Source organism: Anaerotignum propionicum DSM 1682 (assembly GCF_001561955.1).
GTDB classification, from domain to species: domain Bacteria; phylum Bacillota; class Clostridia; order Lachnospirales; family Anaerotignaceae; genus Chakrabartyella; species Chakrabartyella propionicum.
Map to the genome: position 1 here is coordinate 475,331 of NZ_CP014223.1, position 24,045 is coordinate 499,375.

Genomic DNA, 24,045 nt, shown 5'->3' on the forward strand with positions numbered 1-24,045 from the left:
AATAGAGGAGTTTTGTGTAATTTATTAATTTGTTGATGAGAAAATTTTTGGAACTCAGAACCTTTAGGTTCTTTACAAAAAAGTTTTAGGAAAATTTTCTACCGGCGATTATTTTTTCTGTATGTAAATTTACAATTTAGGAGGGAAATTCATGTCCGACAGACAAAAGAATATCCGAAATTTTTGTATCGTGGCACATATTGACCATGGTAAATCAACTTTGGCGGACAGACTGATTCAGAAAACAGGCCTGCTTACTGACAGAGAAATGCAGGAACAGGTTTTGGATAATATGGATTTGGAAAGAGAAAGAGGCATTACCATTAAATCTCAGGCGGTGCGTCTTGTTTATCGTGGAAGCGATGGAGAAGAATATGAATTTAACTTAATTGATACACCGGGACATGTTGACTTTAACTATGAGGTTTCCAGAAGCTTAGCGGCTTGCGAAGGTGCTATTTTAATTGTGGATGCCGCACAGGGCATTGAAGCCCAAACATTGGCAAATGTATATTTGGCATTGGATAACAATTTGGAGATACTGCCTGTTATCAATAAGATAGATTTGCCCAGTGCAAACCCTGCTTGGGCAAAACAAGAAATTGAGGACATCATCGGTATCCCTGCTCTGGATGCCCCTGAAATTTCTGCAAAAAACGGAATAAATATTGAAACTGTTTTGGAACGTGTTATTACTGATATCCCTGCGCCAAGTGGAGACCCAGAAGCACCTTTAAAGGCGTTGATTTTTGACTCGGTTTACGATCAATACAGAGGTGTTATTGTTTTAATGCGTGTGTTTGACGGGTCTGTACGAAAGGGAAGCAAAGTTCGTATGATGGCGACAGGCAAGGAGTTTGATGTTATCGAGGTTGGTATTTTTGGTCCGGGACGATATATTCCAACAGAAGAGCTGAAAGCGGGTATGGTAGGTTATTTTACTGCCAGCATTAAAAACGTTGCGGATACTCGCGTGGGCGATACCGTTACAGATGCAAGGTGTCCTACGTCAGAGGCATTGCATGGCTATAAAAAAGTGAATCCCATGGTATATTGCGGTGTTTTCCCTGTGGATGGTGCAAAATACCCTGATTTAAGAGATGCCTTGGAAAAATTGCAACTAAACGATGCAGCGTTATTTTTTGAGCCTGAAACCTCTATTGCTTTAGGTTTTGGTTATCGTTGTGGCTTTTTGGGATTGCTGCATTTGGAAATTGTTCAGGAAAGATTGGAAAGAGAGTATAATCTGGACTTGGTAACAACAGCGCCCAGCGTTATTTATAAGGTGTACCTTACAGATGGGACAAGCTTTGACCTCTCCAACCCCAGCAATATGCCAGATCCAGCACGTATCGCGAAAATGGAGGAGCCCATTGTAAAGGCAGAAATTATGCTGCCAAAGGATTATATAGGGGCGATTATGGAGCTTTGTCAGCAAAGACGTGGCGAATATATCAGTATGGAATATTTGGACGACACCAGAGCCACACTGACCTATGAAATGCCTTTGAATGAGATTATTTATGATTTCTTTGATGTTTTAAAATCCAGAAGCCGTGGCTATGCTTCTTTTGATTATTCATTGATTGGATATCGAGAAAGTGAATTGGTAAAGTTGGATATTATGGTAAACAGAGAAGCGGTGGATGCCCTTTCTTTCATTGTGCATAAAGATTCTGCTGTGGATCGAGGCAGAAGAATGTGCGAAAAGCTGAAAAAGGAAATTCCCAGACATCAGTTTGAAATTCCCATTCAGGCGGCAATCGGCAGTAAGATTATTGCCAGAGAAACCATTAGTGCTTTACGTAAGGATGTTTTGGCAAAATGCTATGGTGGTGATATCAGTCGTAAGAAAAAGCTGCTGGAGAAGCAGAAAGAGGGAAAAAAGCGTATGCGTCAGATTGGCAGCGTAGAAGTACCTCAGCAGGCGTTTATGAGTGTATTAAAACTGGAAGAAGAATAATATTGCTAACACATAGAGGTGTCATTGCAGATTGCAATGGTGCCTCTTTTTTTGGTCACCTTGGCAAGCTATGATTATGAAAAATAATATGAAGGTTGCTTTTTTCTATAAGAAAGAACTATTTGTTTTAGTCTAAGAAGGAAGTTTGGTATTAGGGATGGGCTGATGCAATGGGGGTTTCGTTTCTATAAAAGATAGTTTTTTTATTTCAATTATAAACTTATGTTGTAGCAGTTCTTACTTAAAGCTAATGACACACTGCAAAATTCTGACCTTTTACAAATAAGACAAGGCTGATTTTTGGCAAATTTATAGACCCGAATCAAATCCGGGTCTATAAATTTCAATATATTTGGGGATAAAATGATAAAAGGAGTTTTATGATTTAACCGGCTTTTTGCTCTAGGCGCAATCTGTCGGCAATCAACGCAATGAATTCGCTGTTCGTAGGCTTGCCTTTATGGTTGTTTACGGTATAACCAAAAAGGGCATCAATGGCATCAACTTTACCTCGGTTCCAAGCCACTTCTATAGCATGGCGAATCGCACGCTCTACACGGGAAGGTGTAGTGTTGCACTTCTTTGCAATAGAAGGATACAGCTCTTTTGTAATGTAATTTAATACATCCATATCGTTTACGCTCATAATTATGGCTTCTCTCATATAATGATAGCCACGGATATGAGCAGGAACACCAATTTCGTGGAGAATGTTCGTTACCTTTGTTTCCAAATCATAGGCTAAAGTTGGTTGTGTTTGACTAAAGGAGGGGATTCCGCTTTTAATCATGGGTCTTTCTTGCAACAGCTGTCTGATGCGCTGTGTTAATGCATCCATATCAAAGGGTTTTACCATATAGTAAGAAACACCCAAATCCATAGCTTTTTGAACCACCTTGTCCTGAGACAAAGCTGAAAGAATGATTGTAACAGGCTGATGTATATCGCTGTTTTTTTGCAGTCTTTCCAGAACGCCGATTCCATCCAGACGAGGCATGATACCGTCGATAATTGCAACATCTGGTTCTGTATCTCTGATTTTGTTCATGGCGTCTATGCCATCCACGGCAACTGCGACAACAGTCATGTCATCCTGTTTACTCAGATGATTTGCGATTAAATCACAAAAATCCTTATTATCATCGGCTAACAGCACTTTTATTTTATTTTGATTCAAAATGATCCCTCCGATTGTTGTTTGATGAATGAATATGCAAATATTACTTGCTTTTGGAATGATTATAGTACAGGAATATTCTGGTGACAAGGTGTTTTCGCCAGACAAATTCAGACCGAAAATTTAACAATATTGTAAAAAATCCCACTGTTTGCACTGGGGAATATTGCCCGTGTTGATTTCTGGGGATTCGTGGCATTGGGAAATAGAGGAAATGAAGAAAAAAGACAAGTTTTGTGGTTGAAAATGGTATATTTTTCTTGTCGAGTTTTTCATTTTCTTTAATAAAATATGCCCAATGATTAACTTTCTATAAAAAGTATGACATTATGTTAAAAATATTATTGCTTCGTCAATATTCAAAATGATAAATAATTAACTGAATCGTAATATATCAAATCCTTTTTTTAAGAAAAAAAGATACAAAAAGTCGAAAAATTATGAAACTTGATGAATCCTGTGGAATGTTTATGCAAAAGCACATAAATTGAAAAATAAAGCATTTAAAGCTTCGAACTTGCGGGTTTGGGGTGAAAATAGCACCCGTTCAAATAAAGAAAAGGACTAGAGAAAAGACAAAAGTCGTTTCCCTAGCCGCTTCAACGAAATTAATGATGGAGTTTATCAAAGATTGCATCTGTTAAAATTGCAAAGTCCTGAATACGCAGAGCTTCTCCACGAATACGCTCGTCCCAGCCCAAAGAAGTAATGATTGCGGTAAGTTCTTCTTTGGAAAGATTTAAATCCCCTTGATTGTTCAAACTATTTAGCAGTGTTTTCCTGCGCTGACCAAAGGCACATTTCACCAAGTGGAAAAACAGATTCTCATCTTTGGTGATCACCTTGCGCTGTGGAAGTACCTTAAGGGTAATTACCGCAGAGGCAACCTTTGGGCGGGGCATGAAGCAAGAAGGCTGAACAATCATATCTAAGTTTGCGTCGCAATAATATTGCACTGCAATGGACAAGGCGCCATATTCCTTTTCCTTGGGGCCTGCTTGCATGCGTTCTGCCACTTCTTTTTGCACCATGACCGTAATGGAATCAATATGCCGCTTTTTTTCCAGCAAGTCCATTATAATTGGGGTGGTGATGTAATAGGGAAGGTTAGCAACCACCTTTATAGGCTTGCCGTTATTTTTTTCAGCGATAATTGCATCAATATCTGTTTTCAAAATATCCTGATTTAAAATTTCCACATTGTCATAGCCCGTTAGGGTTTGCTTTAAAATGGGAATCAGCGTTCTGTCTATTTCCACCGCAACCACTTCTCTTGCATTTTCTGCCAGAACTTGAGTGAGAGAACCGATGCCCGGACCGATTTCTAACACACAATCCTCTTTGGTGATGTCTGCACATTCGGAAATATTATCTAAAATATTTGAATCAATAAGAAAATTTTGCCCGAAATTCTTCTTGAAAGTAAAATGATTCTCCTCAATAATCTGTTTTGTTTTTGAAGGGGTTGATATTCGTTCTGTCATGTTTGCCTCCTTTATGCGCCAAAGCCTAAGCGGCCCAATAAGCCGAAGGATAAAATAGATACGATAATTCCTGCAGTGATTACGCCTAATACAATGACAGGGAAGGACTTTTTGGGATCCAAGTTAAGAAGTGCGCTGATTAAAGCACCCATCCATGCCCCTGTGCCGGGCAGAGGAACTGCAACAAAAAGAAATATGCCCCAGTACTCATATTTACGAATTTGATCGCTTTTTGCATTTGCTTTATTTTCACACCATGTAACAAAGTTGCGCAGAGGTGTTTTTTCCAACACTTTGAAAATATAGCGAATAAAAAGCAAGATAAACGGAATTGGCAGTAGATTGCCAATCAACGCGATGATGAAAGTAGGCAGCCAATTCATTTGCATGGCAAAACCTGCAATAATACCACCTCTTAGTTCCAGAATAGGAAGCATAGATACGATGAAAACAATGAATTCCCTTGCGATGGAACCTTGTAAATTTGTAACAAACCAGTTTGCGATTGTTTCAGCCAATTGAATTCCTCCTGAAAAAGAGCATGGGAATGTGACCCATGCTGATTTTTACCATACTTTGAATCTATATTATATACTAATATGATATTTGAAACAACAGGTAGTCATGAAAAAAATATTAATCTTTTCTTTCAAGTTCTTTTGCAGTTTTGTATTGAAATTATGGTATTGGTAAGGTTATAATGTAGCAATAGGAATATATTTACTTTCGATAGTATTTTATGCTATTACATGGTGTTTTATTAAGATAGATATATCATTTTTTATATATTGAAGGGGTGAAGGGTTTGACAGAGGAATTAAGAGCACAACTGATGGGCGTTAAACTGACAAAAAAAGAAAAGCTTATTGCCGAATTTATTTTAGACAATTTTGCGGAGTCTTGTTTTATTACTTCTACTGATATTGCGAAAAGGCTTCATGTCAGCGATTCATCGGTTATTCGTTTTACACGGACGCTGGGCTATTCGGGATTTATGGATTTTCAAAAAAGTATCAGAAAAACTTATACTGAAAGAATCAATAGTGTATCAGATAATATTACGGTGCCTTCGGAAAGGTTAAAATTATCCATCAGCAAATTAGGACAAAGCGATATTGTGGAAAGCTATTTTTCCAATGTGCTGCAGAATTTAAAATATTCTATCAATCACAACGATACACTTGCATTTGAACGGGCCGCAGGGCTAATCGCGGGAAGTAAGCGAAAATTTATCGTTACTTCCAGAGCAAACACCTGCATTGGGGATATGATGTTGTTGTTGCTAAAGCATTTATTGACCGATGTCTATGAAACTTCCCATCCAGCCTTGAATGTCATTGACCATATTTGCGATATTACAGAGAATGATTGCATTATTGCAGTCAGCTTTCCCAGATATTCTGAAATGGATTTGCTGGCGGCACAAATGGCATATGATGCAGGGGCTAAGATTATTTTGATTACGGATAAGGCAAGCTCTCCTTTGGCTCAGTATGCTACCCAGTTGTTGACGGTGAGTGTAGACAGCAATACATTCTTCAATTCCTATGTTGGGGTTTTATTCACTATGGAGCTTTTGTGTTCTTTTATCAGTAGAAAGATGGGCTATTCAACAGAAGCGAAATTACAGCTCATTGATAAATATATTTCCAAAGTTGGTCTCTTTTAAAGGAGAATTGGGATTGTTTTAACATTATTGTCTAGAGAAGAAAGTACATATTTGATTTAACATAAAAAGGGGTCTATGTATCATAGAGCCCTTTTTTTTGTGGTATAATCAACACGTTGGATTATAGAACTTCAATTGTTCCTCTAATACCTATGGTTCACATATTCATCAATTAAGGATTTCCGGCTGCCTTCGCTGAAAACACCTTCTTCTCGCAGGCATTTTAAAATGAAAGAACTGGTTGAATGAAGAATGATATTTTCTTCCTCGATTACAATTTCAAAAAGCTTTCCCTTAAGATATTTGCTTTGGACCTTAACAAAATAAGCTTCAGTTCCTCTATAATCAAGCATCCGTAAGACTGCTAGAGTGGCTTTGTCCTTTTTGTGGTAATAATAGTTGCTTTGTTCCAATGAATCTTGTTTTAGCTCATACTCCATATCTTTGGTGGTGCTGATTGTTTTTTGTTCTTTTGCCAATGCATTGTAATATTGATAGTTAAATAATGCCTTTTCCACAGTATCCATATTTGTGAAAGGACCAATGTTTCCATAGACAACTGCCTCATAGTTTTTTTGGAGATATTCTTTTTTTGTCATATCCCCTTTAATGTATTGGTCAATCAGACTTTGCCGGTATTTAAAATATTTTTGGATTGCATTCATGCTTTGCCTCGCTTCCATCCATTCCCTGTGGCTTTCTCCTGATTCATCCTGTTACAATGATGAGAGAACAATTAGGGAGAGGATACATATGCAGACTTTTTTAGATTTTTATCAAAGGGAAATTCAGCCCAAAATTGCAGCGATAGATATTTTTTTAAAAACAGAGACGCAACCTTATGCACAAGAGCAGGTTTCAGAGCTGTTATGTCTGTCCGCAACAGAGCTTTCAAATATAATGGAACAAGAAAAACTTGCAATTATAACAAAAGGCACTTTTTTACACTTAATGCAAACAGGGCCATCTCTCATCTGCAAAATGTTTGGCAGAGAGCTTTCCCGAGGAATGTCGGCTTCCTATACGCCACAAGAGATTTCTTACATATATGACTTAGAACTGAAGGATGTTGAAGCCGCCGCAGAAAAACTGGGTAAAAATTGTTTTTTACCAGCAGAGCTGCCACTTATTTTTGGAGAAATTGTTATATCTGATAAACAATATCGGCTGTAAGCTTATCGGCCGCTTTTTTGCCTGCAAAAATTTCAACAAGTTTCAGTGCAAAAGGAATTGCTGTACCTGGTCCGCGGGATGTAATGATATTTCCATCAACACATACTTGATTTTTGGATGGAACCGCACCAATCAGCTTATTTTCCATTCCTGGATATATGGTGGCAACTTTCCCTTTCAAAAGGTTTAATTCACCTAAAATTAGGGGTGCTGCACAAATAGCGCAAACAGGTTTTTGCTCCTCATAGTAGCTTTGAATTAAGCTGCACAGACCTTGATGAGCCAAAAGATTTAGAGTGCCTGGCATGCCACCGGGCAAAACGATGCCATGGGCTTTATTGGCTGCTGCCTCATCAAAAAAAATATCCGCAGTGTAACAAATATTGTGGGCACCATTAACTTGCAAGGATGAACCGATGGAAACAAATTTTGCATTTACACCAACACGGCGCAGTAAATCTAAGGGTGTTACTGCTTCCATTTCTTCAAACCCTTCTGCAAGAAAAATATAAACCGTTTTCATTGGCTTAACCTCCTAATTCGTTTTTATTGAAATAAGCATATCAAACTTATTATATTCGAAAAGATAAAAATTATCAAGAATGCCCTTGACACGTTAAAGTGTTGGAATTATGCTTGAAAAAACAATATGGGGTGATAATTTGGAAATTGAAAGAAAATTTTTAACCAAGGAGATTCCCTTTTCCTTGGACAAATTTTTGTGCAAACAGATCATTCAGGCTTATGTGTCCTTTCAACCAACAATACGCATTCGTAAGAGCCAAGAGCAGTTTTTTTTGACGGTTAAAGGAAAGGGTCATGTGGCAAGGGAAGAATTTGAGATTGAGATAAATCAGCATGAATTTGAGGGCCTTCTAAAAAAAACCGATGGAAATTGTATTAGAAAAAAACGGTATTATATCCCCATTGAGAGTGGTTATACAGCAGAGCTAGACCTTTATGAGGGGGAATTAGAAGGGTTAATGACCACGGAGGTGGAGTTTCCAACACTGGAGGAAGCGGAGACTTTTGTTGCGCCATGGTGGTTTGGAAAGGACATTTCGCTGGAGATGGGTTACAAAAATACAGCACTTGCCCTTTATGGAAAGCCAAAGGAGGAAGTTTAGATAGAAAGAGTTAGAACGTATCTACTCATATTAGGAAAAGATTTGATTACCTTTACTTTAGAGTGAAGGTTTAAGTGCTCAATTTTAAGGAATTGATAAAATCAGTATACAAAAATAACTCGGATGATACTTAGATCAGATGGAGTAGAAGGTTAAAATATACTGTGCGTTGTTCTGTTTTTAAAGGTTTTGAAGATATCCAATAACATTAAACTTTCCTTGGTACAGAGCACATCTTTATGAGTGCATTTCGGCTACTTCAACTTCGTATACAAATAAAGAGGTAAAGTGTTTTGGGGATGCTTTTATCAAAGAATATTTAAGATGGTATCTCTTTTGCTTCAAAAATTGGGTTTCTCCTTTTGCATTTTTTGGTCAGAAATAAACAAAGACGCTCATTTATGTTTGGTTTACAGCATCCTTTTGGGGTGCTTTTTTCATTTCATGGTCTTTTTTATTATTGCTATGCATAAATTATAGCGATGGACAAGTGACAAACGAAGGGGAGAGGCCGAGTATGTATAATAGAAGATATGACAAGGTGTTTCTGATGCTCAGACAGGAAACGGCAGGCTATGGCTTGGGTCAAAGAGCACCTTGGGGAAGCTGTGTAATGGAGATTAAAAATGGAACGGGAAGAATCAGCCTGACTGTACAAGGCTTACGCCCGATTCACAGAGGAAGATATGCTGTTTATGCCATAGCAGGTGAAAAAGAGAAGCAAACAAACCTTTTCTGCGGTGTTTTGGTGCCTGATACTGCGGGTCATGGTGAATTGAAGTGGGACTTCAATCCGGATCGTCTAGGGGAGAACAATGCCACCGTGGAGGATTTTAACACAGTTGCAGTTTTGGCAGAGACCGATGGAGGGTTTTCTGCACCATTGACTGCATATTTTGTCAGCAAAACCGATTGGCGTACATATTTCAAGGAACCTGCCAATCAAAAAAATGAAGCACAACAAGAGTCGAAAATTAGAAAAGAAGAGGCAAAATTTAAGGGAATTGATAAAATAAGAGAAGCAGAAAGAGTAAGAGAAGCAGAAAGAGTAAGAGAAGCAGAAAGAGTAAGAGAAGCAGAAAGAGTAAGAGAAGCAGAAAGAGTAAGAGAAGCAGAAAGAGTAAGAGAAGCAGAAAAAGCAAGAGAAGCAGAAAGAGTAAGAGAGGCAGAAAAAGCAAGAGAAGCAGAAAGAATAAAAGAGGCAGAAAGAATAAGAGAGGCAGAAAGAATTAGAGAGGCAGAAAGAATTAGAGAGGCAGAAAAAGTAAAAGATGCAGAAAAAGTAAGAGAAGAGGAAAAAATAAAAGAAGTACCTCAAGAACCAATCCTAGCCGCAGCGGAGGCAATAGCTATGAGTGGACCTTCCTTTGGGCTGCCGAAAGTGAATTGGAAAAGAGATGGGATTAAAAACGATGGTGCAAAAAACGAAACTGCAAACCAAAAAGAGGAGCCTGCGTTAGCCAAAGAAACGAAAAAAGAAAGTTATCATGGCAGTTTCAGGGGCCTTTTAGAGAAGTTCCGTAATGAGCTTGAAGAATTGCAGGAGGAGGGAATTTTTACCTCCAAAGAGATGGAGCGGATTGAGCGGGCAGGACGGAGAAACCTTCAAAGGACTGAAAATGTAGAGGTTGCACAAACTTTGGAAGGAGATTCTGCTGAAAAAGAAGTATCCAAGAGTGTAGTTGTCAGCACAACCCTGCAAGAACCTGAAAAGTTGGAGTTATCTGTGGAAGATTCGCCTCAGAATTCATTTGAAGAGGTGGTAGAGGATAGGAATGCAACTGTCCAAGAGTTTTTGGAGAGGTATAAGCTGTTGCAAGAGAATACCAATATTTATCCCTTTGGGGAGGATGAGACGCCATGGAAATGTATTTCCATTGAAGAGATGGTACTCTTGGAAGGGATTCCTCTATCATGGATGAAAGATTTTTTTGTGATCAAAGCAATGAAAAAATACCATCATCTTATTTGGAAGCCTCAAAATGATGGGTATTCTATTGGTGTACCAGGTACCGAGGAGATACCAGATCGCACAAAAGCTGCAAAGCTAGGTTTCGGTGAATTTAGAAAGATGGATGATGGCGCTTTAGGCTATTGGATTTTTACAAAGAAATAGACTTGCCTTTCCAAGCGTTCAATAGTAAGATACCTTTATGAGATTTTATAGAATTAAAGGAGAGCGCTATGAGAATCAGAAAGAAGCCTTGGGCAGAAGCAGAGCTTGAGAATAACAACAGAGTTATTCAGGATGCACCTACTAGAAAGGGAAAGTGGGCAGAGTTTTTTGGAAACGACAATCCGATTTATGTGGAAATAGGATGTGGAAAAGGAGGATTTATTACAAAGAACGCCCAAGCATATCCGGAAAATAATTATATTGGTATTGAAAGACAACAATCAGTGGTTGCCCTTGCGGCAAGAAGGACAGATGCGGAGTTACCTAATTTAGCTTTGATTTGGGAAAATGCCGCAAACCTTTCAGATTTGTTTGAGGTGGGGGAATTTCAGAGATTGTATCTGAATTTTTCTGATCCATGGCCGAAAAAGAGAATGTATAAACGTCGGTTAACCTATCGGGGATTTTTACAGAGTTATCGTGAGATAATGGGGGAGCATGCTGAAGTATTCTTTAAAACGGATAATCGGAATCTGTTTGAGTTTTCATTAAACGAATTTTGTGCCGATAACTGGAAGCTTTCAAACATTTCTTTGGATTTGCACAATAGCGAATTTGAGGGAAACATCATGACGGAGTATGAGGAGAAATTTTCAGCTCAAGGGATGCCTATTTACCGTTTGGAAGCAAGGTATGATAAATAATAGATTACAAAATGCATCTTTAGGAGTCGTTGTTAGCGACTCCTTTTTCTATGCCATGAAAATAGTTTAATTGGATGGAAGTTTTTGAGTTGCATTGGGAATTATTTTTGTGAAAGGATGAGCATTAATGTAAAACGAAAAGTTTTCGAGACAAAGCTTGTTACCACACCCTCAGGATTGATAAGTGCTTTAAACTTGAATGCAGATAAAACCAATGGTTTTGGCAAACAAAAAGCGGCTATATCTATTTAGAGAGATAAGCCGCAAAGATTTCAACCATATGTAATTCAGTTAATTTTGTTCTTCAGGATTGGGTTCTGGAAAGTTTTCTAACCTTGCTTTAAACTCGGTAGGAATCGGGTCATCACTCACAACTAAGGATGTTAGAAAGGAACCATAGAAATGACTTACGTTTTTACGCCAATTTCTGCAGATTTGCTGTGCTTGTTGCTTGGAAACAACAGAAACACTGATTTCCATTAAAGGCGCTCCATCATCATCGCATAACCCGCATTTCACAAGAAAATCACCGTTAAACTCCGGAAAGTAGTTGGCGGTGACTGCATATTCAGCACGAATACGCTTGCTGTTTTCCTTTACATAAATGCTGATATCTTCCTTTACACTTTCGCTAACATGATTTTGAAAGTAGTTAATAACATCTTCACCATCATCGGTAAGGGTATAACGAGTGTTGTTATGTTCTTTTGATTTTTCCAGCCAGCCTGCATCTACCAATTCAGCCAAATATTGCTGTACGGAAAAATAATTCATATATTCTTTATTTAACAAAAACTGACAAATTTCGCTGTTTGAAAGGGAGATTCCCATCTTTTGCACCAGATGCAGTATAATCAATTTATGTTCCGCTAATTGTCGAATGGGATCAGCCACTGTTCAGGTCTCCTTTCAAAATATTTTATATTTTAGCATACAATTTCAAAAAAGGATAGAGTAAATTTTATCAATTATAGGCATCCCCCTGATGAATTTGCTTTTCCTTTAGGAATTGATGCAGTCGATTTAGAACATCACGCTTATGCAAGCTCCACAATGGTGCCAAAAGAATGCTTTTATCCCCATCGCCAGTCAATCGATACATGACGATATCCGGACGCAAATGGGCGATGCATTCACCCACTATTTCCAGATAGTTTTGTATTTCTAAGGGAGTATAGGCTCCTGTTTCATAAAGAACTGCCATGTCTGTGTTAGCAAGAACATGCATTAGTTGTAATTTAATGCCATGAATGGGTAGGCGGTTTAGAAAATGAATGGTTGATAACATATCCACCGTGGTTTCCCCAGGAAGGCCCAGAATAACATGGGTTACGACTGGAATTTGCAGTTGGTGCAGCCTTTTTACAGCTTCCACAAACACATCATTGGTATAACCACGACGAATGAATCTTGCACTATCCTCATTTGCCGTTTGCAGCCCCAATTCTATCCAAAGCCTTGTTTTGCTGGAAAGCTCTTGCAATAGCGCTAAGACATCATCATTCAGGCAGTCAGGGCGGGTTGCAATGGAAATGCCCGAAATGCCCGGCTGGGCCAAAGCTTGTTCATATTTTGCCCTCAAAACATCGACGGGAGCATAGGTATTGGTAAAGGCTTGAAAATAGGCAATATAACAGGCATCGGGCCACTTTTTCTGCGTTTGGGCTTTGCCTTTTTTAATTTGCAGTGGGATAGAAAGGGTGGCATCCTCCGCAAAATCCCCCGAGCCGCCTTCACTACAAAAAATACAGCCGCCTGTGGAAAGGGTGCCATCCCGATTGGGGCAAGTAAAGCCACCATCCAAAGAAATTTTTGCCGTTTTTTTGCCAAATAAGTTTCTGTAATATTCATTCAGGCTTCGATATGGGTATTGAGCCATTGGGAGTACTCCTCTCATGGGTCTAACAAAGATTTTTTTGCCGTAAGCCGTCGCATAGGTTGATGACGGCATGCCATTTGCCTTCATCCTCCGCAGTGTGGCGAATCAAAAGAAGAAAATCTGCTTTACTGCTTTCTAAAAAGGAATGGGCAAAATAATTGGAATCCTTCTCCTTGTAGGCAGATAAAAAAAGCTGAAGACTTTCCTCGGTAATTGCCAAAGGAATACAACTTTCCATTTGCAAAAGGATTTCCTCAACCGTTTTATTTCCGCAGGGACGCTTGGCAAAGTAGTAATAAAAGCTGCGGCTGTCAAAAAAAAGTACATGAGCCGGCGGGAAATTTCGCCCGTCTGTCATGGTGTCTCGCAGTAGATCTAAATAGCCATTGAGTTCTTTATGGCTGATTGATTGCTTCAAAATAATCACCTCAAAACCTTTGGTTTTAAAGTAATATGTGCTTGATTGAGAAAAATAATGATGTCAGTTTTTTACTCTATCCAAAGCTTTAATTCCTGCAATAATGCAGCGTTGTTTTCGGGAGAGAGTATACAAAAGCGTAGATAAGTCTCGTCCAAAAAGGTGAATGTAGAAGCATCACGAATGAGCATTTTCTTTTGAATTAATTTTTCAAATAGCTCAGCTACAGTGATTTTATCTGTTAAGAGCTTCACTAAAATAAAGTTTGCCGCAGAAGGGAATGCTTTCACATTTTTCCAAGTGGCAAGTTCTGCATATGCTTTTTTTCTTTCTTCTGAAATTAGTTTTTGTGTGGTTACATGAAACAAGGTATCCTCGAAAATTTTTTCTCCTGCAAAAGCAGCCAGACTATTTACACTCCATGGATCTTGGTTTGTTTTTAGGCGATCCAGAAAGCTTTGGCTGGAAGAAACACCATAACCCAAGCGAATACCGGGAGCGGCAAAAAATTTTGATGTACCACGAACCACAAATAGATTATCAAATTTTTCTACCAAGGGAATGGCACAAATTTCTTCTAGATTATCGGAAAACTCTATATAGGTTTCGTCAATCATAACGGATGCACCAATTTGTTTACAGTGTTTTAGTACCTCTTCAAGCTGTTCAGTGGTGAAGGCAGAGCCGGTTGGATTATTTGGGTTACAAATAACCAGCATACCGATTTCTGGTGTCAATGTTTGAAGTAATGGGGGTAAATCGATAAAAAAATTATTCTTTTCCTCCAAAGGAAAATAGGTGAAAGAGCCCCCGCAGAGGGTCACTTCTCTTTCATATTCGGAATAGGAGGGACCGATGATGATGCTTTTTTTTGCATGAACAGTTTGAATAAAGGTAGAAATCAGCTCGGTGGAGCCATTTCCCACTACAATATGTTCTGTGCTTGCCCCTGTATATTTGGCAATGGCTTGTCTTAATGCCGTATATTTTTTGTCGGGATAAGTAGAAATAATACTTAAGTTTTCCGCCAAAGACTTTTCGGCAGTTTTAGGAAAGCCAAGAGGATTAATATTCCCGCTGAAGTCTATAATTTCACTTTTAGAAATACCATATTTTCTTTCAATGGCGTCCAAATCTCCGCCATGCTGATGAATCAGTTGCATCATCCTTCGCTCCTTTGTTAAAAAATCTCATCTACTTTTTCTATTTCTGTGACTTTAGAACTCTGCATCTTAATGCGAGGATAGAGAATAAAAGGGTCTCCTGGGAAAATATCCGTTACTTCCAGTAAAATTTGGTTTGTTTTTTCAAAGGTTAAGGAAAAAACGGTTCCTTTATCCAAGTATAAATCCTCAAGGGTTTTTTCTGTAGTTTTATTTACGCTTCGTTTTGAACCCTGAGGGGTGTAATCTACAGGAAATTGGTTTTCATCAGGCACGGAAAGAAGATAATCCGTAACCTCATCCACGGCAAAAGCAGCCGCTAAGTCGCGGCAAAACTCATCCAATGGTGTTGTTGTGGCTATCTCAATGGTTTTCCAAAAATCAGGGTCCTCTTTCATAGAAACCTGTATTGTGAGAATATCCTTTTCGGGGCCCATATAAAAGACCTGTTCAAAACGATTGATTTCCGTTTCCCGCTCCAAAGCTTCTAGAATTTCCTCATAAGGAAGCTTTTCAGGCATTTTATATTTCTCGTCTTCAATACCATTATCTCCCCAAAGTGCTTTTCCAAGAGGAGTCAGAGAATAATAACTGGGCGGTGTAAAAAGCTCTGCACCGATATTATGCTCCATAATCAGCAAAGCCGACAAATTATTAACCAAATTAAAATACTGAATGGGAGTAAAGGATATTGGGCGAATCATGCCAAAAAAGGCGCTCATAGGAAAAATAAACCACTTATCTATCATAATGCCCGTAAAAAGGAAAGAAGAAATGATTGCTTTATCATCCTCCGTCAAATCAGCAGGTTGGGTTTTCCAAATTTCTTCGATATCAATATCTACCTGTTTGTAAAATTGGATAAAAATTTGATCCGTTTCAATGGGTGAAGTCAGGCATTCTTTAAAAAAAGATGGTGTTGCAATGCCATGATCCAAGTCCATTGAAATGGAAAAACGTTCTGACGCCAGCTCGCAAGCCGCTTCCGCCGCCATTTTTAAAATTTCTTCATTGGTTTGGTCAAAAAAGGCATCACAATAGGGTGCACGTTGCACCTTTTTTGTATGAATTGCGGGCATATAAACAAAAAGCCCTAATCTCCACGCAAGACGTGTCAGATATTCCAAATAAAACTCACTTTCATGGGCAAGCTTGTTTATAAGAATGGGCCTATCTTCTTCCCAAAAAAATAGATTTTCATCCATTTTACAATCAGGAATACAAAAATCTGTAATTCTACGCAAATCCTCCACGAAAGGATGTTCCGCTACGGAGTAGGTGAGAAGGGTAAAATCAGATTTTTTTAGTTCTTGTCCCTCTGGGCTTAAACGAAGGGTATATAAATATTCCTTGCCCTCATCTTGGCTATTTAAATCCTGTCCCACAATGTTGGCGGGGGATAAAAGGGTATCCGCTGCAATGGCGGTATAATACCATTTGGTGAAAGCCAAAGGGGCTGCTTCCTTTAAACCTTTTTGGCAGTAGGCATCCATATGGGCAACCATATCGGTGTAGCCGTTTAAAAACAGGTTCAGCATTTGATTGTGCCGAGTCTGGGTGGTTTGTTCATATTTCATGAAAAAGCTCCTTTTGGGAATATGTTTTAATGCAAAGACTACAGGTTTTGTTGTTACATCATTTTCATCATAAGTGATAAGTTTACAAGGGATAGCTGTAAGAATTTGAGAAGAGCTTGAGAATATCTTTTAACCCTCGTTACCCTCTACTTCGTTTCGGAAATATGAATATTTGGCCTTTACCTGAGGTTGCATTGACTGTTTGCAAAAATAAATTCCCTTATATTTTGGGAATCAACAACATTTACCTTAAAAATCTTTTCTTTTAGTATTGTTTTTCCGTTTCACTGTAAATATAATCAAGAAAGACATTTATAATGCTAATTCAATCAGTGTGCACATCTAAAGGATAGTTTTCCAGCCTTTTGTTGGGACATTTTTTAACAATGGAAAAAGGTTTCTTTTATATTTGCCCACAGTATTTAAATTTAGCGATTCTTTAGATTTTCATTGTAACAGAAATAAGAGTAAATTGAAATACGAAAAAGGGTAAAATACTTAAGCAATTTGCACTGTATGGATACAGAGAGGGTTTTGTTTTTGTGCAAAAGACAGATTTACAGAAAGTTATAAAGAAATTAATTTGAAGATGTTGAAACGGAATATAAAATATGGTATATTCCTTGTATTGAAAACAAATGTTTTCGGTAAAAAAACAGGAGGAGAAAAAGTGAAGGAAGATAAAAATTTTTTTATTGTGGATAAAAGTGTGCTGCCTGAAATATTTTTAAAGGTAATGGAAGTGAAGAATCTTTTAGAAAGCAAGAAGGAAAAAACAGTTCAGGATGCGGTAAGTAAGGTGGGTATTAGCCGCAGTGCTTTTTACAAGTATCGGGATGCAGTGCATCCTCTTTATGAGAACACAAGGGGAAAGACGGTTACTCTTTCTGCAAATTTAGATAATACCCCCGGTCTTTTATCGGCAGTATTAAACGGTATTGCCACTGAGGGGGCAAATATTCTGACCATTAATCAAACAATTCCCATTAATGGAATTGCCAATGTTACGATAACCATTGAAACAAATGTGATGCAAGGAGATTTCAGCCGTCTGATTAACCGTATAGAAGGGCTGCAGGGGGTACAGTCTTTGCGGATTATCGGCAGAGAATAACTTTGAAAGCTTGGTTTTGGTACTTGTATTTTTGCAGGCTGAGAAGAATTTTTTGTGAGATGCTTAAGTCTCAATAGGAAACAACGGGAGAAAACAGTGTGTTTTCAAACAGGCTTTCAGGATTGGTGTTACAACTGTACTTTTGTGTCAACATTCATGATATGACTGGCTCCTCTTGTAGGAGCTTTGTTTTGTCCAAATTACTCTTGTGAATAAGTAATTTCTTGTAAAAAACATATATTTTCATGTTGTAAGAAGTGGAGGATAGTATTATGATACATATTAAGATTCCTGCTACATCGGCAAATATGGGCCCTGGGTTTGACTCGATCGGTGTCGCACTGGAATTGTATAACCACCTTTGGGTGGAGGCGATTCCCCAAGGGCTAAAAATCGAAGTAAAGCGAAAACAGGAAATTGAAATTCCTGTAGATGAAAGCAATTTAATTTACCAGACCATGAAGTATTTTTATGATCAAAAGGGTCTTGTTCTGCCTGGTATTCACTTGATTCAGGAGGATTATATCCCTATGGTAAGGGGATTGGGCAGCAGTGCGGCTTGTATCGTTGGTGGCTTGATTGCGGCCAACGAATTAGCAGGAAGACCTTGTGATAAAGAAGAGCTTGCCCAAATGGCTGCAAAGCTTGAGGGACACCCTGATAATTCAAACCCTGCAATTTTTGGCAGTATGGTTGTGGGTGCGTTGGATGAAGAAAAAATGATGCATGTACGCATTGCGTTACCGGAGGATTTGGTTTTTGCCACGATGGTACCTTCATTCCCTGTTTCTACCGCGAAAGCCAGAGGGGTTCTGCCTGATGGATACTCTCGGGGTGAGGTTGTTTTTAATGTATCACGAGGTGCTTTATTGGTAGCATCCATTATGAGCGGAAAGCTTGAAAATTTGTCTATGGCTATGGAGGATAAAATCCATCAGCCTTATAGAAGTCAGCTGATTCCAAACATGGGTGAAATTTTTCAAAGGGCCAAGACGTATGGCGCGCTGGCATCTTATTTGAGTGGTGCAGGCTCTACACTTATGGCTATGGTAAAGAAAGAGCAGTCAAATCAGTTCCAAAAAGACATGTCTGCTTATTTAAAAACCCTTCCCGACCATTGGCAATTGACGCTTTTAAAGGCCGACTTAGAGGGTGCAAAGGTTGAGACAGAATAACAGGAGGAAAGAACGATGTTAATTGTGCAAAAGTATGGCGGCAGTTCTGTTGCCAATGCAGAGAGAGTCTTTAATGTTGCCAAAAGAATTTTGAAGGCGAAAGAAGCGGGAAATGACGTAGTTGTTGTTTTGTCTGCACAGGGAAAAACAACAGATGGGTTGATTGCTAAAGCAAAGGAAATCAATCCCAAAGCAAGCAGAAGAGAAATGGATATGCTTCTGGTTACCGGTGAGCAACAATCTGTTGCTTTAATGGCAATGGCAATCAGCGCATTGGGTGGAAGAGCAGTATCTTTAAATGGCGTTCAGGTTGGGATTGAAACAACCAATACATACAGTAACGCAAGAATTCGTAAGATTCAAACAGAGCGTATTGAAAACGAGCTGGAGAGAGGAAATATTGTTCTTGTAACGGGATTTCAGGGAGTAAGTACCCATGGAGATATGACAACTTTAGGTAGAGGCGGCTCTGATACCTCTGCTGTTGCCTTAGCAGCGGCGTTACATGCGGATGTTTGCGAAATTTATACAGATGTCGATGGGGTATATACTGCGGATCCCAGAGTGGTAAAGGATGCGCAGAAACTTGATGAAATTAGCTATGACGAGATGTTGGAATTGGCATCTTTGGGGGCAAAAGTTCTGCATTGCCGTTCGGTTGAAGTGGCAAAGAAATACAATGTAAAGTTATCGGTGCTTTCAAGTATGACTGATGCAGAAGGTACAGAAGTGAAGGAGGAATGTAAGATGGAAAGAATGCTGGTTAGTGGTGTGGCGGCAGATAAAAATGTATCCAGAATTTCAATTATGGGAATCAAAGATGAACCTGGCAAGGCTTTTGAAATTTTTGCTTTGATGGCGAGAGAAAAGGTGAGTGTCGATATTATTTTACAATCAACGGGTCATGACGGTAAACAAGATATTTCTTTTACAATTGGCAAGGATGATTTAGATATTGCTTTAAAAGCATTAGAAGATAATAAAGATAGATTAACTGCTGAAACCATTCTTCACGATGATAGTGTTGCCAAGTTATCCATTGTTGGTGCAGGTATGGCGACTAACCCTGGTGTAGCAGCAATGTTCTTTGAGGCGATGTATGATGCAGGAGTGAACATTCACATGATTTCTACATCAGAAATTAAAATAACTGTATTGATTTCTGAAACAGATATTGATACTGCAATGGTGGCAGTGCACGATAAGTTTAAGAATGCTTCAGTTAATATGAGAAAGAACTGATTCCATTATAAAAAGGTATCCTTAAGTATTGTTAAGGGTACCTTTTTATCTGACTTTTTAAATATGAGGTTATTTTCAGGTATACTACTATTTTATTTTTGATTTCATCCTAAATTAATTAAAGGAAGATTAATCGTCACAGCCATATTTATTCATAAAGAAATAGTGTTGCTGATTCAAATAATCACGGGCAATATCCAAAGCTTCGCCAAAACGCTGGAAGTGAACAACTTCACGTTCACGCAAGAAGCGAAGGGGTGCCAGTACGTCAGGGTCATCGGTTAAATCAATAAGATATTCATAGGTGCTGCGGGCTTTTTGTTCTGCTGCCATGTCTTCATATAAATCTGTGATGGGATCTCCTTTTGATTGCAATACACATGCACTAAAGGGGACACCAGCTGCGGATGCAGGATAAATGCCCAAACCATGATTTACATAATATGCATCGAGACCGGAGTCGATAATTTGTTCCTTAGTTAGACCTTGGGTTAATTGATGGAAGATGGTTGCCATCATTTCTGCATGAGCAAATTCTTCCGTAGCAATGTCATTCAAGGTAGCTTTTGCCTCGGGAGTGACCATGGTGAATTTCTGGCTGAGATAACGTAAACTTGCAGCTAGTTCGCCATCAGGTCCACCATACTCCAATAGGGTATCATTCTTCATCAATGAGAAATAGTGATAAGCTGTCGTTGGGTTTATTATAGACTACTTTTTCAACGACTGCTTTAAATGCCGCTCTTTTGCCCTCTGTACTCACCTCTTCGTCCTGTAGCAAGGAGACTATATCTAAGGGCTTATCGTAGGTAGAAGTATTGCCTAAGGTTTGGTGTTGCCGCTGACTTAATGTAGTTCTCTTTTTATTCAGCCGTTCCAATGCGGTATCGGTTTCCATTTTGACTTTTCTGTATTCTTCTAAGGAATCGATACCTGCCAAGTATGCTTCTTTTGCTTTTGCCAATCTTCCTTTTGTTTTACGAACCATTTGATCAATGAATTCTGTCTCATCAATTTCTAGTTTATGCCTAGTTGCATGATATTTCTCTCTTCCTTCGTTTCTAATGGTCACTTCTTGCAGTGATTCAAAGAGTGCCGGAAAAAGACGATTTGAAGATAGGGAATGGGAAATATGGCACTGACCATGGTTATACCTTCCACATTGCAAGTGGAAAGCATCCTTTTTTTTATAATTTCCCGAGATAGATAGGCTGCAGCCACAGGCAGAGCATTTAATCATACTGCTAATCCAATGCTTTCCTTCTGTTTCCGGACGCTTATGAGAATAGTGGGTTCTTTTTTCTTTTGCTGTACGCATTGCGGCAGCTTCCCAAAGTTCTTCCGAAACCAATGGCTGCCAAGTACCTTTTGCTATCACGCTATCAGGATTATGAAAATCTCTACGAGTTCGCCCTGTTGGTGTCCAGCGGGAATAACCCTTATAAACAGGATTATTTAAAATGTATTGCACTGTTCTATTTTCGAAAAGGCCACCACGGTGGGTACGAAAGCCCATTTGGTTCAGATGCCGACTGAGGGAATACATACTTTCTTTTCCCAAAGCGTAAGCTTCAAAGAGAAAACGGATCATAGCTGCTTCTTCGGGAATGGGGGTTAAAACCTTGTTTTCCATGGTATATCCGAAGGGTGGGGGTGCTTGGTATTCTCCCTGATGGGCCTTTTTTACCATGGTTTTTTTTACCTCTTCCGATAAATTCAATGAATAATATTCAGCCATTGCTTCTAGCATAGACTCATAAATAACTGCAAATTTATCATCTTGCGGGATGGGTTCTCTCACAGAGATTACCTTTACGCCGTCTTTTTTTAACAGGGCTTTATATAGGACTGCATCCTCTTTATTTCTGGCAAAGCGGTCATACTTATGTACAATAATGTACTTGATTTTGTTTTGTTTTTTTCGTGTTTGACGAATCATTTCTTGAAATCCGGGTCGTTTTTCTGCACTTCTTCCTGATATTCCTTCATCTTTAAAAATAAACGCATTTGGTATTTGAAATCCATTTTTTTCAGCATAAGAAAGAATCTCTTCCAGCTGTACAGCGGGTGAGTAATCCATTTGTTCATCTGTGGAAACACGTATGTAAGCAGCAGCAAGAATCATAAAAAGACCCCCTTTCTTTTTTTGTATGGTAAGAAAGGGGGTCTTATGCTTAATTTGATTTACCTAAACACATGAAAATGCTATGTATGTTGAATGCCACACTTTGTGGATGACAAAAATACGATGTTTCATTGATTCTACTAATTAGTTTGCTTTCTCTTCTTCGGGCGTCCCGCCAAAAGAGCTGTTCAGATTATCAGCATAGGAGAGAAGTCCACCGGTAATGCCATCTGCAAGATCCTCAGTAGGAATGATTATCCATCCTGTTTCCTTTTTCTCTAATTGGATATTCACCTCTGTTTCTTTTATTGTTTCTTTATTTGTTTCAAGGGCTTTTGCAAAAGCTTCATTTTGTTTTGCCTCAAGTGCTTCTGCATCCAAACCGGAGAATGCTAAAGAAAGCAGTTCGCTGAATACTTCTCCCATTACGGTTTTCATATCAATATTTTTAATGGAAGTTTTGACAGTAGCCGTTGTATCTTTTGCATCTGTAGAGACTACTTCATAGGTAAGGTTTTTTAAAATAGATTTAATTAGAGTATTGGCTGACTCATCCTCTGTTTCTGAAAGAATTTCATCATTTTCTTCATTTACGAAGGCTTTTGCAGATGTAAGATCCCCATTTTTGAGAGCATCTAAGTAACTGGCTACTACTTTGTCTGGTGGATCAATTTTTTCTCCACAACTAATACAGCTAAACGCCATGACGAAAGTAAAAATAACTGCTAAAGATTTTTTGAACATAGTTTCCCTCCAAGATAAGTTGAATAAATTTTTCTCTTTAAATATAGTAGTACTGTAAATCTTTTTTATGCTTTTTTTGAGTATGAAGATTCAGTATGAATGACTTTTATTTTTAGGAATTTCCTATGAAGTCAATGACAAAATACCTCCTTTTTATAAACAGTATATCATAATATTACAAAATATTCCATAACGAAATAAATGGTGGATACAAAGATCAAAAGAGATTTGAAGACTGAGAAAGAGAAATGACTCATCTTTGATGGGCACGAATCAAAGCATAGGACAATTCTGGGGAAACATACCTTAAAACAGGAGGTGTTGGATTTGCAGAAACCGCTGAAAGTAGATATATATGTTCGTATGAAAGACAAGATAATTCCTTATGAAACATTAAGCTATGATGAAAAAAAAGCATTGGGAATTCGATTAAGCCGTAGGGGGTTGCAGGCTGCTGCAAGGGTTGATGGGTATAAACTGGAGTTTTTTAACCCACCAGAGATGGATACTGATATTGATTAACCCAAAGAGATTCATTTAGGAAGAGGCATTTACTTGGTATGATTTTATGAAAAAATTTTTCGGCAGTAGAAAGATAGAACTTTTATATTCAGGATGGGATACATAGGGCATTTGATGTAATTTGTTTTTGGGGGACGTATGAAGAAAGTTTATTTCATAATTAGGAAAAGGAGTAAACGATTAATGAATCAGGTGGGGACGTCTGCTTCGTTGCAGAAAAAAAGGAGCCGAAGCTCCTTAGTTAATCATCTCCGCGGAGTAAGTTTTCCGCGTAATCCTTTAGATTCTCCATGGAGCAAACACCATTGGCTCTCGTGCTGATTTGTTCACGAACATAATCCGGGAGTTTATCAAAGTATTGTTTCGCATTTTTATCATTCTGGAAAAGATCATACATATCGTTATATTTTTGCATCTTATCACCTCTCGTCTTATAAATCTTGTAAATCTACCGCAGGCATATTGTTTTCAATATTGTCTCTAGCTAAGTCCGTATCAATAACTGGATAGGATTTAGAGATAGGTTTTTCAACTTCACCATCTACCGGCAGTTGTCTTTTCTTTTCATCCATTTATTTCACCTCGGCTTTAGGGTAACCAAAAAGGTAGCATTTATGTTATATCTCAGGATGAAAATTTTGAGGAAAAACTCTAGTTAAAAAAAACACCCGAG

At 38.5% G+C, this 24,045-nt stretch carries 25 protein-coding genes; 10 read left to right on the forward strand and 15 right to left on the reverse strand.

Features of this window, described 5'->3' with window-relative positions:
• The first annotated feature begins 151 nt into the window (after nucleotides 1-151).
• Nucleotides 152-1,963: a translation elongation factor 4 gene (lepA, locus tag CPRO_RS02195; protein WP_066047382.1), complete on the forward strand. Its 1,812-nt coding sequence runs from the start codon at nucleotides 152-154 to the stop codon at nucleotides 1,961-1,963.
• A 385-nt stretch (nucleotides 1,964-2,348) separates the two neighbouring features.
• Here lepA and spo0A read toward each other — a convergent pair whose 3' ends face one another.
• The 3 genes from spo0A to CPRO_RS02210 all read right to left on the reverse strand — a co-directional run bounded on the left by spo0A (nucleotide 2,349) and on the right by CPRO_RS02210 (nucleotide 5,142).
• The gene (gene spo0A, locus CPRO_RS02200) at nucleotides 2,349-3,140 is read right to left on the reverse strand and encodes a sporulation transcription factor Spo0A (RefSeq protein ID WP_066047385.1); all 792 of its coding nucleotides are present in this window, start codon (nucleotides 3,138-3,140) and stop codon (nucleotides 2,349-2,351) included.
• 608 nt (nucleotides 3,141-3,748) lie between these two features.
• Entirely contained in the window at nucleotides 3,749-4,624 is an 876-nt protein-coding gene (gene rsmA / locus CPRO_RS02205) for a 16S rRNA (adenine(1518)-N(6)/adenine(1519)-N(6))-dimethyltransferase RsmA (RefSeq protein WP_066047388.1), read from the reverse strand.
• An 11-nt stretch (nucleotides 4,625-4,635) separates the two neighbouring features.
• Nucleotides 4,636-5,142 carry a COG2426 family protein gene (locus tag CPRO_RS02210; RefSeq protein ID WP_066047391.1) on the reverse strand — a complete coding sequence of 169 codons (507 nt, stop codon included), beginning with the start codon at nucleotides 5,140-5,142 and terminating at the stop codon, nucleotides 4,636-4,638.
• A gap of 287 nt (nucleotides 5,143-5,429) precedes the next feature.
• Between CPRO_RS02210 and CPRO_RS02215 the strand changes: the two genes are divergently transcribed.
• Entirely contained in the window at nucleotides 5,430-6,293 is an 864-nt protein-coding gene (locus CPRO_RS02215; protein WP_082754194.1) for a MurR/RpiR family transcriptional regulator, read from the forward strand.
• Between the two features lie 143 nt (nucleotides 6,294-6,436).
• Here the strand turns inward: CPRO_RS02215 and CPRO_RS02220 are convergent, their stop codons facing one another.
• The gene (locus tag CPRO_RS02220; RefSeq protein ID WP_082754195.1) at nucleotides 6,437-6,958 is read right to left on the reverse strand and encodes a DUF6648 family protein; all 522 of its coding nucleotides are present in this window, start codon (nucleotides 6,956-6,958) and stop codon (nucleotides 6,437-6,439) included.
• A gap of 88 nt (nucleotides 6,959-7,046) precedes the next feature.
• Here CPRO_RS02220 and CPRO_RS02225 point away from each other — a divergent pair, with 88 nt between their 5' ends.
• A complete protein-coding gene (locus CPRO_RS02225) occupies nucleotides 7,047-7,466 on the forward strand; it encodes a hypothetical protein (RefSeq protein WP_066047396.1) in 420 nt (139 codons plus the stop codon).
• On the opposite strand, the gene CPRO_RS02230 is transcribed toward CPRO_RS02225, so the two are convergent.
• Nucleotides 7,438-7,989: a DJ-1 family glyoxalase III gene (locus CPRO_RS02230; protein WP_066047402.1), complete on the reverse strand. Its 552-nt coding sequence runs from the start codon at nucleotides 7,987-7,989 to the stop codon at nucleotides 7,438-7,440. The genes CPRO_RS02225 and CPRO_RS02230 overlap by 29 nt on opposite strands.
• A 109-nt stretch (nucleotides 7,990-8,098) precedes the next feature.
• On the opposite strand from CPRO_RS02230, the gene CPRO_RS02235 reads away from it, so the two are divergent.
• The 3 genes from CPRO_RS02235 to trmB all read left to right on the forward strand — a co-directional run bounded on the left by CPRO_RS02235 (nucleotide 8,099) and on the right by trmB (nucleotide 11,413).
• Nucleotides 8,099-8,593, forward strand: coding sequence for a CYTH domain-containing protein (locus CPRO_RS02235; RefSeq protein WP_236782372.1), 495 nt, complete (start codon nucleotides 8,099-8,101; stop codon nucleotides 8,591-8,593).
• A 517-nt stretch (nucleotides 8,594-9,110) separates the two neighbouring features.
• Complete coding sequence (locus tag CPRO_RS15165) at nucleotides 9,111-10,709, forward strand: hypothetical protein (protein WP_066047408.1); 1,599 nt, start codon at nucleotides 9,111-9,113, stop codon at nucleotides 10,707-10,709.
• Between the two features lie 68 nt (nucleotides 10,710-10,777).
• Complete coding sequence (gene trmB / locus CPRO_RS02250; protein WP_066047411.1) at nucleotides 10,778-11,413, forward strand: tRNA (guanosine(46)-N7)-methyltransferase TrmB; 636 nt, start codon at nucleotides 10,778-10,780, stop codon at nucleotides 11,411-11,413.
• A 291-nt stretch (nucleotides 11,414-11,704) separates the two neighbouring features.
• Here the strand turns inward: trmB and CPRO_RS02255 are convergent, their stop codons facing one another.
• The 5 genes from CPRO_RS02255 to CPRO_RS02275 all read right to left on the reverse strand — a co-directional run bounded on the left by CPRO_RS02255 (nucleotide 11,705) and on the right by CPRO_RS02275 (nucleotide 16,450).
• Entirely contained in the window at nucleotides 11,705-12,307 is a 603-nt protein-coding gene (locus CPRO_RS02255; protein WP_066047414.1) for a DUF4364 family protein, read from the reverse strand.
• 70 nt (nucleotides 12,308-12,377) lie between these two features.
• Nucleotides 12,378-13,292, reverse strand: coding sequence for a tRNA modification radical SAM protein MnmL/YtqA (gene mnmL / locus CPRO_RS02260; RefSeq protein WP_066047418.1), 915 nt, complete (start codon nucleotides 13,290-13,292; stop codon nucleotides 12,378-12,380).
• Between the two features lie 22 nt (nucleotides 13,293-13,314).
• Complete coding sequence (locus CPRO_RS02265; RefSeq protein ID WP_066047422.1) at nucleotides 13,315-13,710, reverse strand: hypothetical protein; 396 nt, start codon at nucleotides 13,708-13,710, stop codon at nucleotides 13,315-13,317.
• A 71-nt stretch (nucleotides 13,711-13,781) separates the two neighbouring features.
• Nucleotides 13,782-14,876 (reverse strand): pyridoxal phosphate-dependent aminotransferase, encoded by a 1,095-nt coding sequence (locus CPRO_RS02270; protein ID WP_066047427.1) that lies wholly within the window; start codon nucleotides 14,874-14,876, stop codon nucleotides 13,782-13,784.
• A gap of 14 nt (nucleotides 14,877-14,890) precedes the next feature.
• Nucleotides 14,891-16,450, reverse strand: a complete 1,560-nt coding sequence (locus tag CPRO_RS02275; RefSeq protein WP_066047429.1) for a hypothetical protein — start codon at nucleotides 16,448-16,450, stop codon at nucleotides 14,891-14,893.
• Nucleotides 16,451-17,120: 670 nt separating this feature from the next.
• On the opposite strand from CPRO_RS02275, the gene CPRO_RS02280 reads away from it, so the two are divergent.
• The 3 genes from CPRO_RS02280 (at nucleotide 17,121) to CPRO_RS02290 (ending at nucleotide 19,981) form a co-directional block, all read left to right on the forward strand.
• Nucleotides 17,121-17,564, forward strand: a complete 444-nt coding sequence (locus tag CPRO_RS02280; RefSeq protein ID WP_066053614.1) for an ACT domain-containing protein — start codon at nucleotides 17,121-17,123, stop codon at nucleotides 17,562-17,564.
• 272 nt (nucleotides 17,565-17,836) lie between these two features.
• A complete protein-coding gene (thrB, locus tag CPRO_RS02285) occupies nucleotides 17,837-18,739 on the forward strand; it encodes a homoserine kinase (protein WP_066047432.1) in 903 nt (300 codons plus the stop codon).
• Between the two features lie 15 nt (nucleotides 18,740-18,754).
• Nucleotides 18,755-19,981: an aspartate kinase gene (locus tag CPRO_RS02290; protein ID WP_066047435.1), complete on the forward strand. Its 1,227-nt coding sequence runs from the start codon at nucleotides 18,755-18,757 to the stop codon at nucleotides 19,979-19,981.
• A 129-nt stretch (nucleotides 19,982-20,110) separates the two neighbouring features.
• On the opposite strand, the gene CPRO_RS02295 is transcribed toward CPRO_RS02290, so the two are convergent.
• The 3 genes from CPRO_RS02295 to CPRO_RS02305 form a co-directional block, all read right to left on the reverse strand.
• Nucleotides 20,111-20,650: a manganese catalase family protein gene (locus tag CPRO_RS02295; RefSeq protein ID WP_066047438.1), complete on the reverse strand. Its 540-nt coding sequence runs from the start codon at nucleotides 20,648-20,650 to the stop codon at nucleotides 20,111-20,113.
• Nucleotides 20,640-22,106, reverse strand: coding sequence for a recombinase family protein (locus CPRO_RS02300; protein ID WP_066047441.1), 1,467 nt, complete (start codon nucleotides 22,104-22,106; stop codon nucleotides 20,640-20,642). Before CPRO_RS02300 ends, CPRO_RS02295 begins: the two co-directional genes overlap by 11 nt.
• A 144-nt stretch (nucleotides 22,107-22,250) precedes the next feature.
• Complete coding sequence (locus CPRO_RS02305) at nucleotides 22,251-22,850, reverse strand: DUF4878 domain-containing protein (protein ID WP_066047444.1); 600 nt, start codon at nucleotides 22,848-22,850, stop codon at nucleotides 22,251-22,253.
• Nucleotides 22,851-23,177: 327 nt separating this feature from the next.
• Here CPRO_RS02305 and CPRO_RS02310 point away from each other — a divergent pair, with 327 nt between their 5' ends.
• Complete coding sequence (locus CPRO_RS02310) at nucleotides 23,178-23,372, forward strand: hypothetical protein (RefSeq protein WP_066047447.1); 195 nt, start codon at nucleotides 23,178-23,180, stop codon at nucleotides 23,370-23,372.
• A 241-nt stretch (nucleotides 23,373-23,613) separates the two neighbouring features.
• Here the strand turns inward: CPRO_RS02310 and CPRO_RS15525 are convergent, their stop codons facing one another.
• Nucleotides 23,614-23,787, reverse strand: coding sequence for a hypothetical protein (locus CPRO_RS15525; RefSeq protein WP_200777670.1), 174 nt, complete (start codon nucleotides 23,785-23,787; stop codon nucleotides 23,614-23,616).
• Nucleotides 23,788-23,803: 16 nt separating this feature from the next.
• The gene (locus tag CPRO_RS15530; protein WP_200777671.1) at nucleotides 23,804-23,944 is read right to left on the reverse strand and encodes a hypothetical protein; all 141 of its coding nucleotides are present in this window, start codon (nucleotides 23,942-23,944) and stop codon (nucleotides 23,804-23,806) included.
• Nucleotides 23,945-24,045: the final 101 nt, after the last annotated feature.

Bases quoted from the DNA above. Each gene is read 5' to 3' on its own strand.
- lepA (WP_066047382.1), top strand. From the start codon at position 152: ATGTCCGACAGACAAAAGAATATCCGAAATTTTTGTATCGTGGCACAT.
- mnmL (WP_066047418.1), bottom strand. From the start codon at position 13,292: ATGGCTCAATACCCATATCGAAGCCTGAATGAATATTACAGAAACTTA.
- thrB (WP_066047432.1), top strand. From the start codon at position 17,837: ATGATACATATTAAGATTCCTGCTACATCGGCAAATATGGGCCCTGGG.
- trmB (WP_066047411.1), top strand. From the start codon at position 10,778: ATGAGAATCAGAAAGAAGCCTTGGGCAGAAGCAGAGCTTGAGAATAAC.
- CPRO_RS02295 (WP_066047438.1), bottom strand. From the start codon at position 20,650: ATGAAGAATGATACCCTATTGGAGTATGGTGGACCTGATGGCGAACTA.
- CPRO_RS02225 (WP_066047396.1), top strand. From the start codon at position 7,047: ATGCAGACTTTTTTAGATTTTTATCAAAGGGAAATTCAGCCCAAAATT.
- CPRO_RS02290 (WP_066047435.1), top strand. From the start codon at position 18,755: ATGTTAATTGTGCAAAAGTATGGCGGCAGTTCTGTTGCCAATGCAGAG.
- CPRO_RS02275 (WP_066047429.1), bottom strand. From the start codon at position 16,450: ATGAAATATGAACAAACCACCCAGACTCGGCACAATCAAATGCTGAAC.
- CPRO_RS15165 (WP_066047408.1), top strand. From the start codon at position 9,111: ATGTATAATAGAAGATATGACAAGGTGTTTCTGATGCTCAGACAGGAA.
- CPRO_RS02305 (WP_066047444.1), bottom strand. From the start codon at position 22,850: ATGTTCAAAAAATCTTTAGCAGTTATTTTTACTTTCGTCATGGCGTTT.
- CPRO_RS02230 (WP_066047402.1), bottom strand. From the start codon at position 7,989: ATGAAAACGGTTTATATTTTTCTTGCAGAAGGGTTTGAAGAAATGGAA.
- CPRO_RS02220 (WP_082754195.1), bottom strand. From the start codon at position 6,958: ATGAATGCAATCCAAAAATATTTTAAATACCGGCAAAGTCTGATTGAC.
- CPRO_RS02270 (WP_066047427.1), bottom strand. From the start codon at position 14,876: ATGATGCAACTGATTCATCAGCATGGCGGAGATTTGGACGCCATTGAA.
- CPRO_RS02300 (WP_066047441.1), bottom strand. From the start codon at position 22,106: ATGATTCTTGCTGCTGCTTACATACGTGTTTCCACAGATGAACAAATG.
- CPRO_RS02235 (WP_236782372.1), top strand. From the start codon at position 8,099: ATGCTTGAAAAAACAATATGGGGTGATAATTTGGAAATTGAAAGAAAA.
- rsmA (WP_066047388.1), bottom strand. From the start codon at position 4,624: ATGACAGAACGAATATCAACCCCTTCAAAAACAAAACAGATTATTGAG.
- CPRO_RS15525 (WP_200777670.1), bottom strand. From the start codon at position 23,787: ATGCAAAAATATAACGATATGTATGATCTTTTCCAGAATGATAAAAAT.
- CPRO_RS15530 (WP_200777671.1), bottom strand. From the start codon at position 23,944: ATGGATGAAAAGAAAAGACAACTGCCGGTAGATGGTGAAGTTGAAAAA.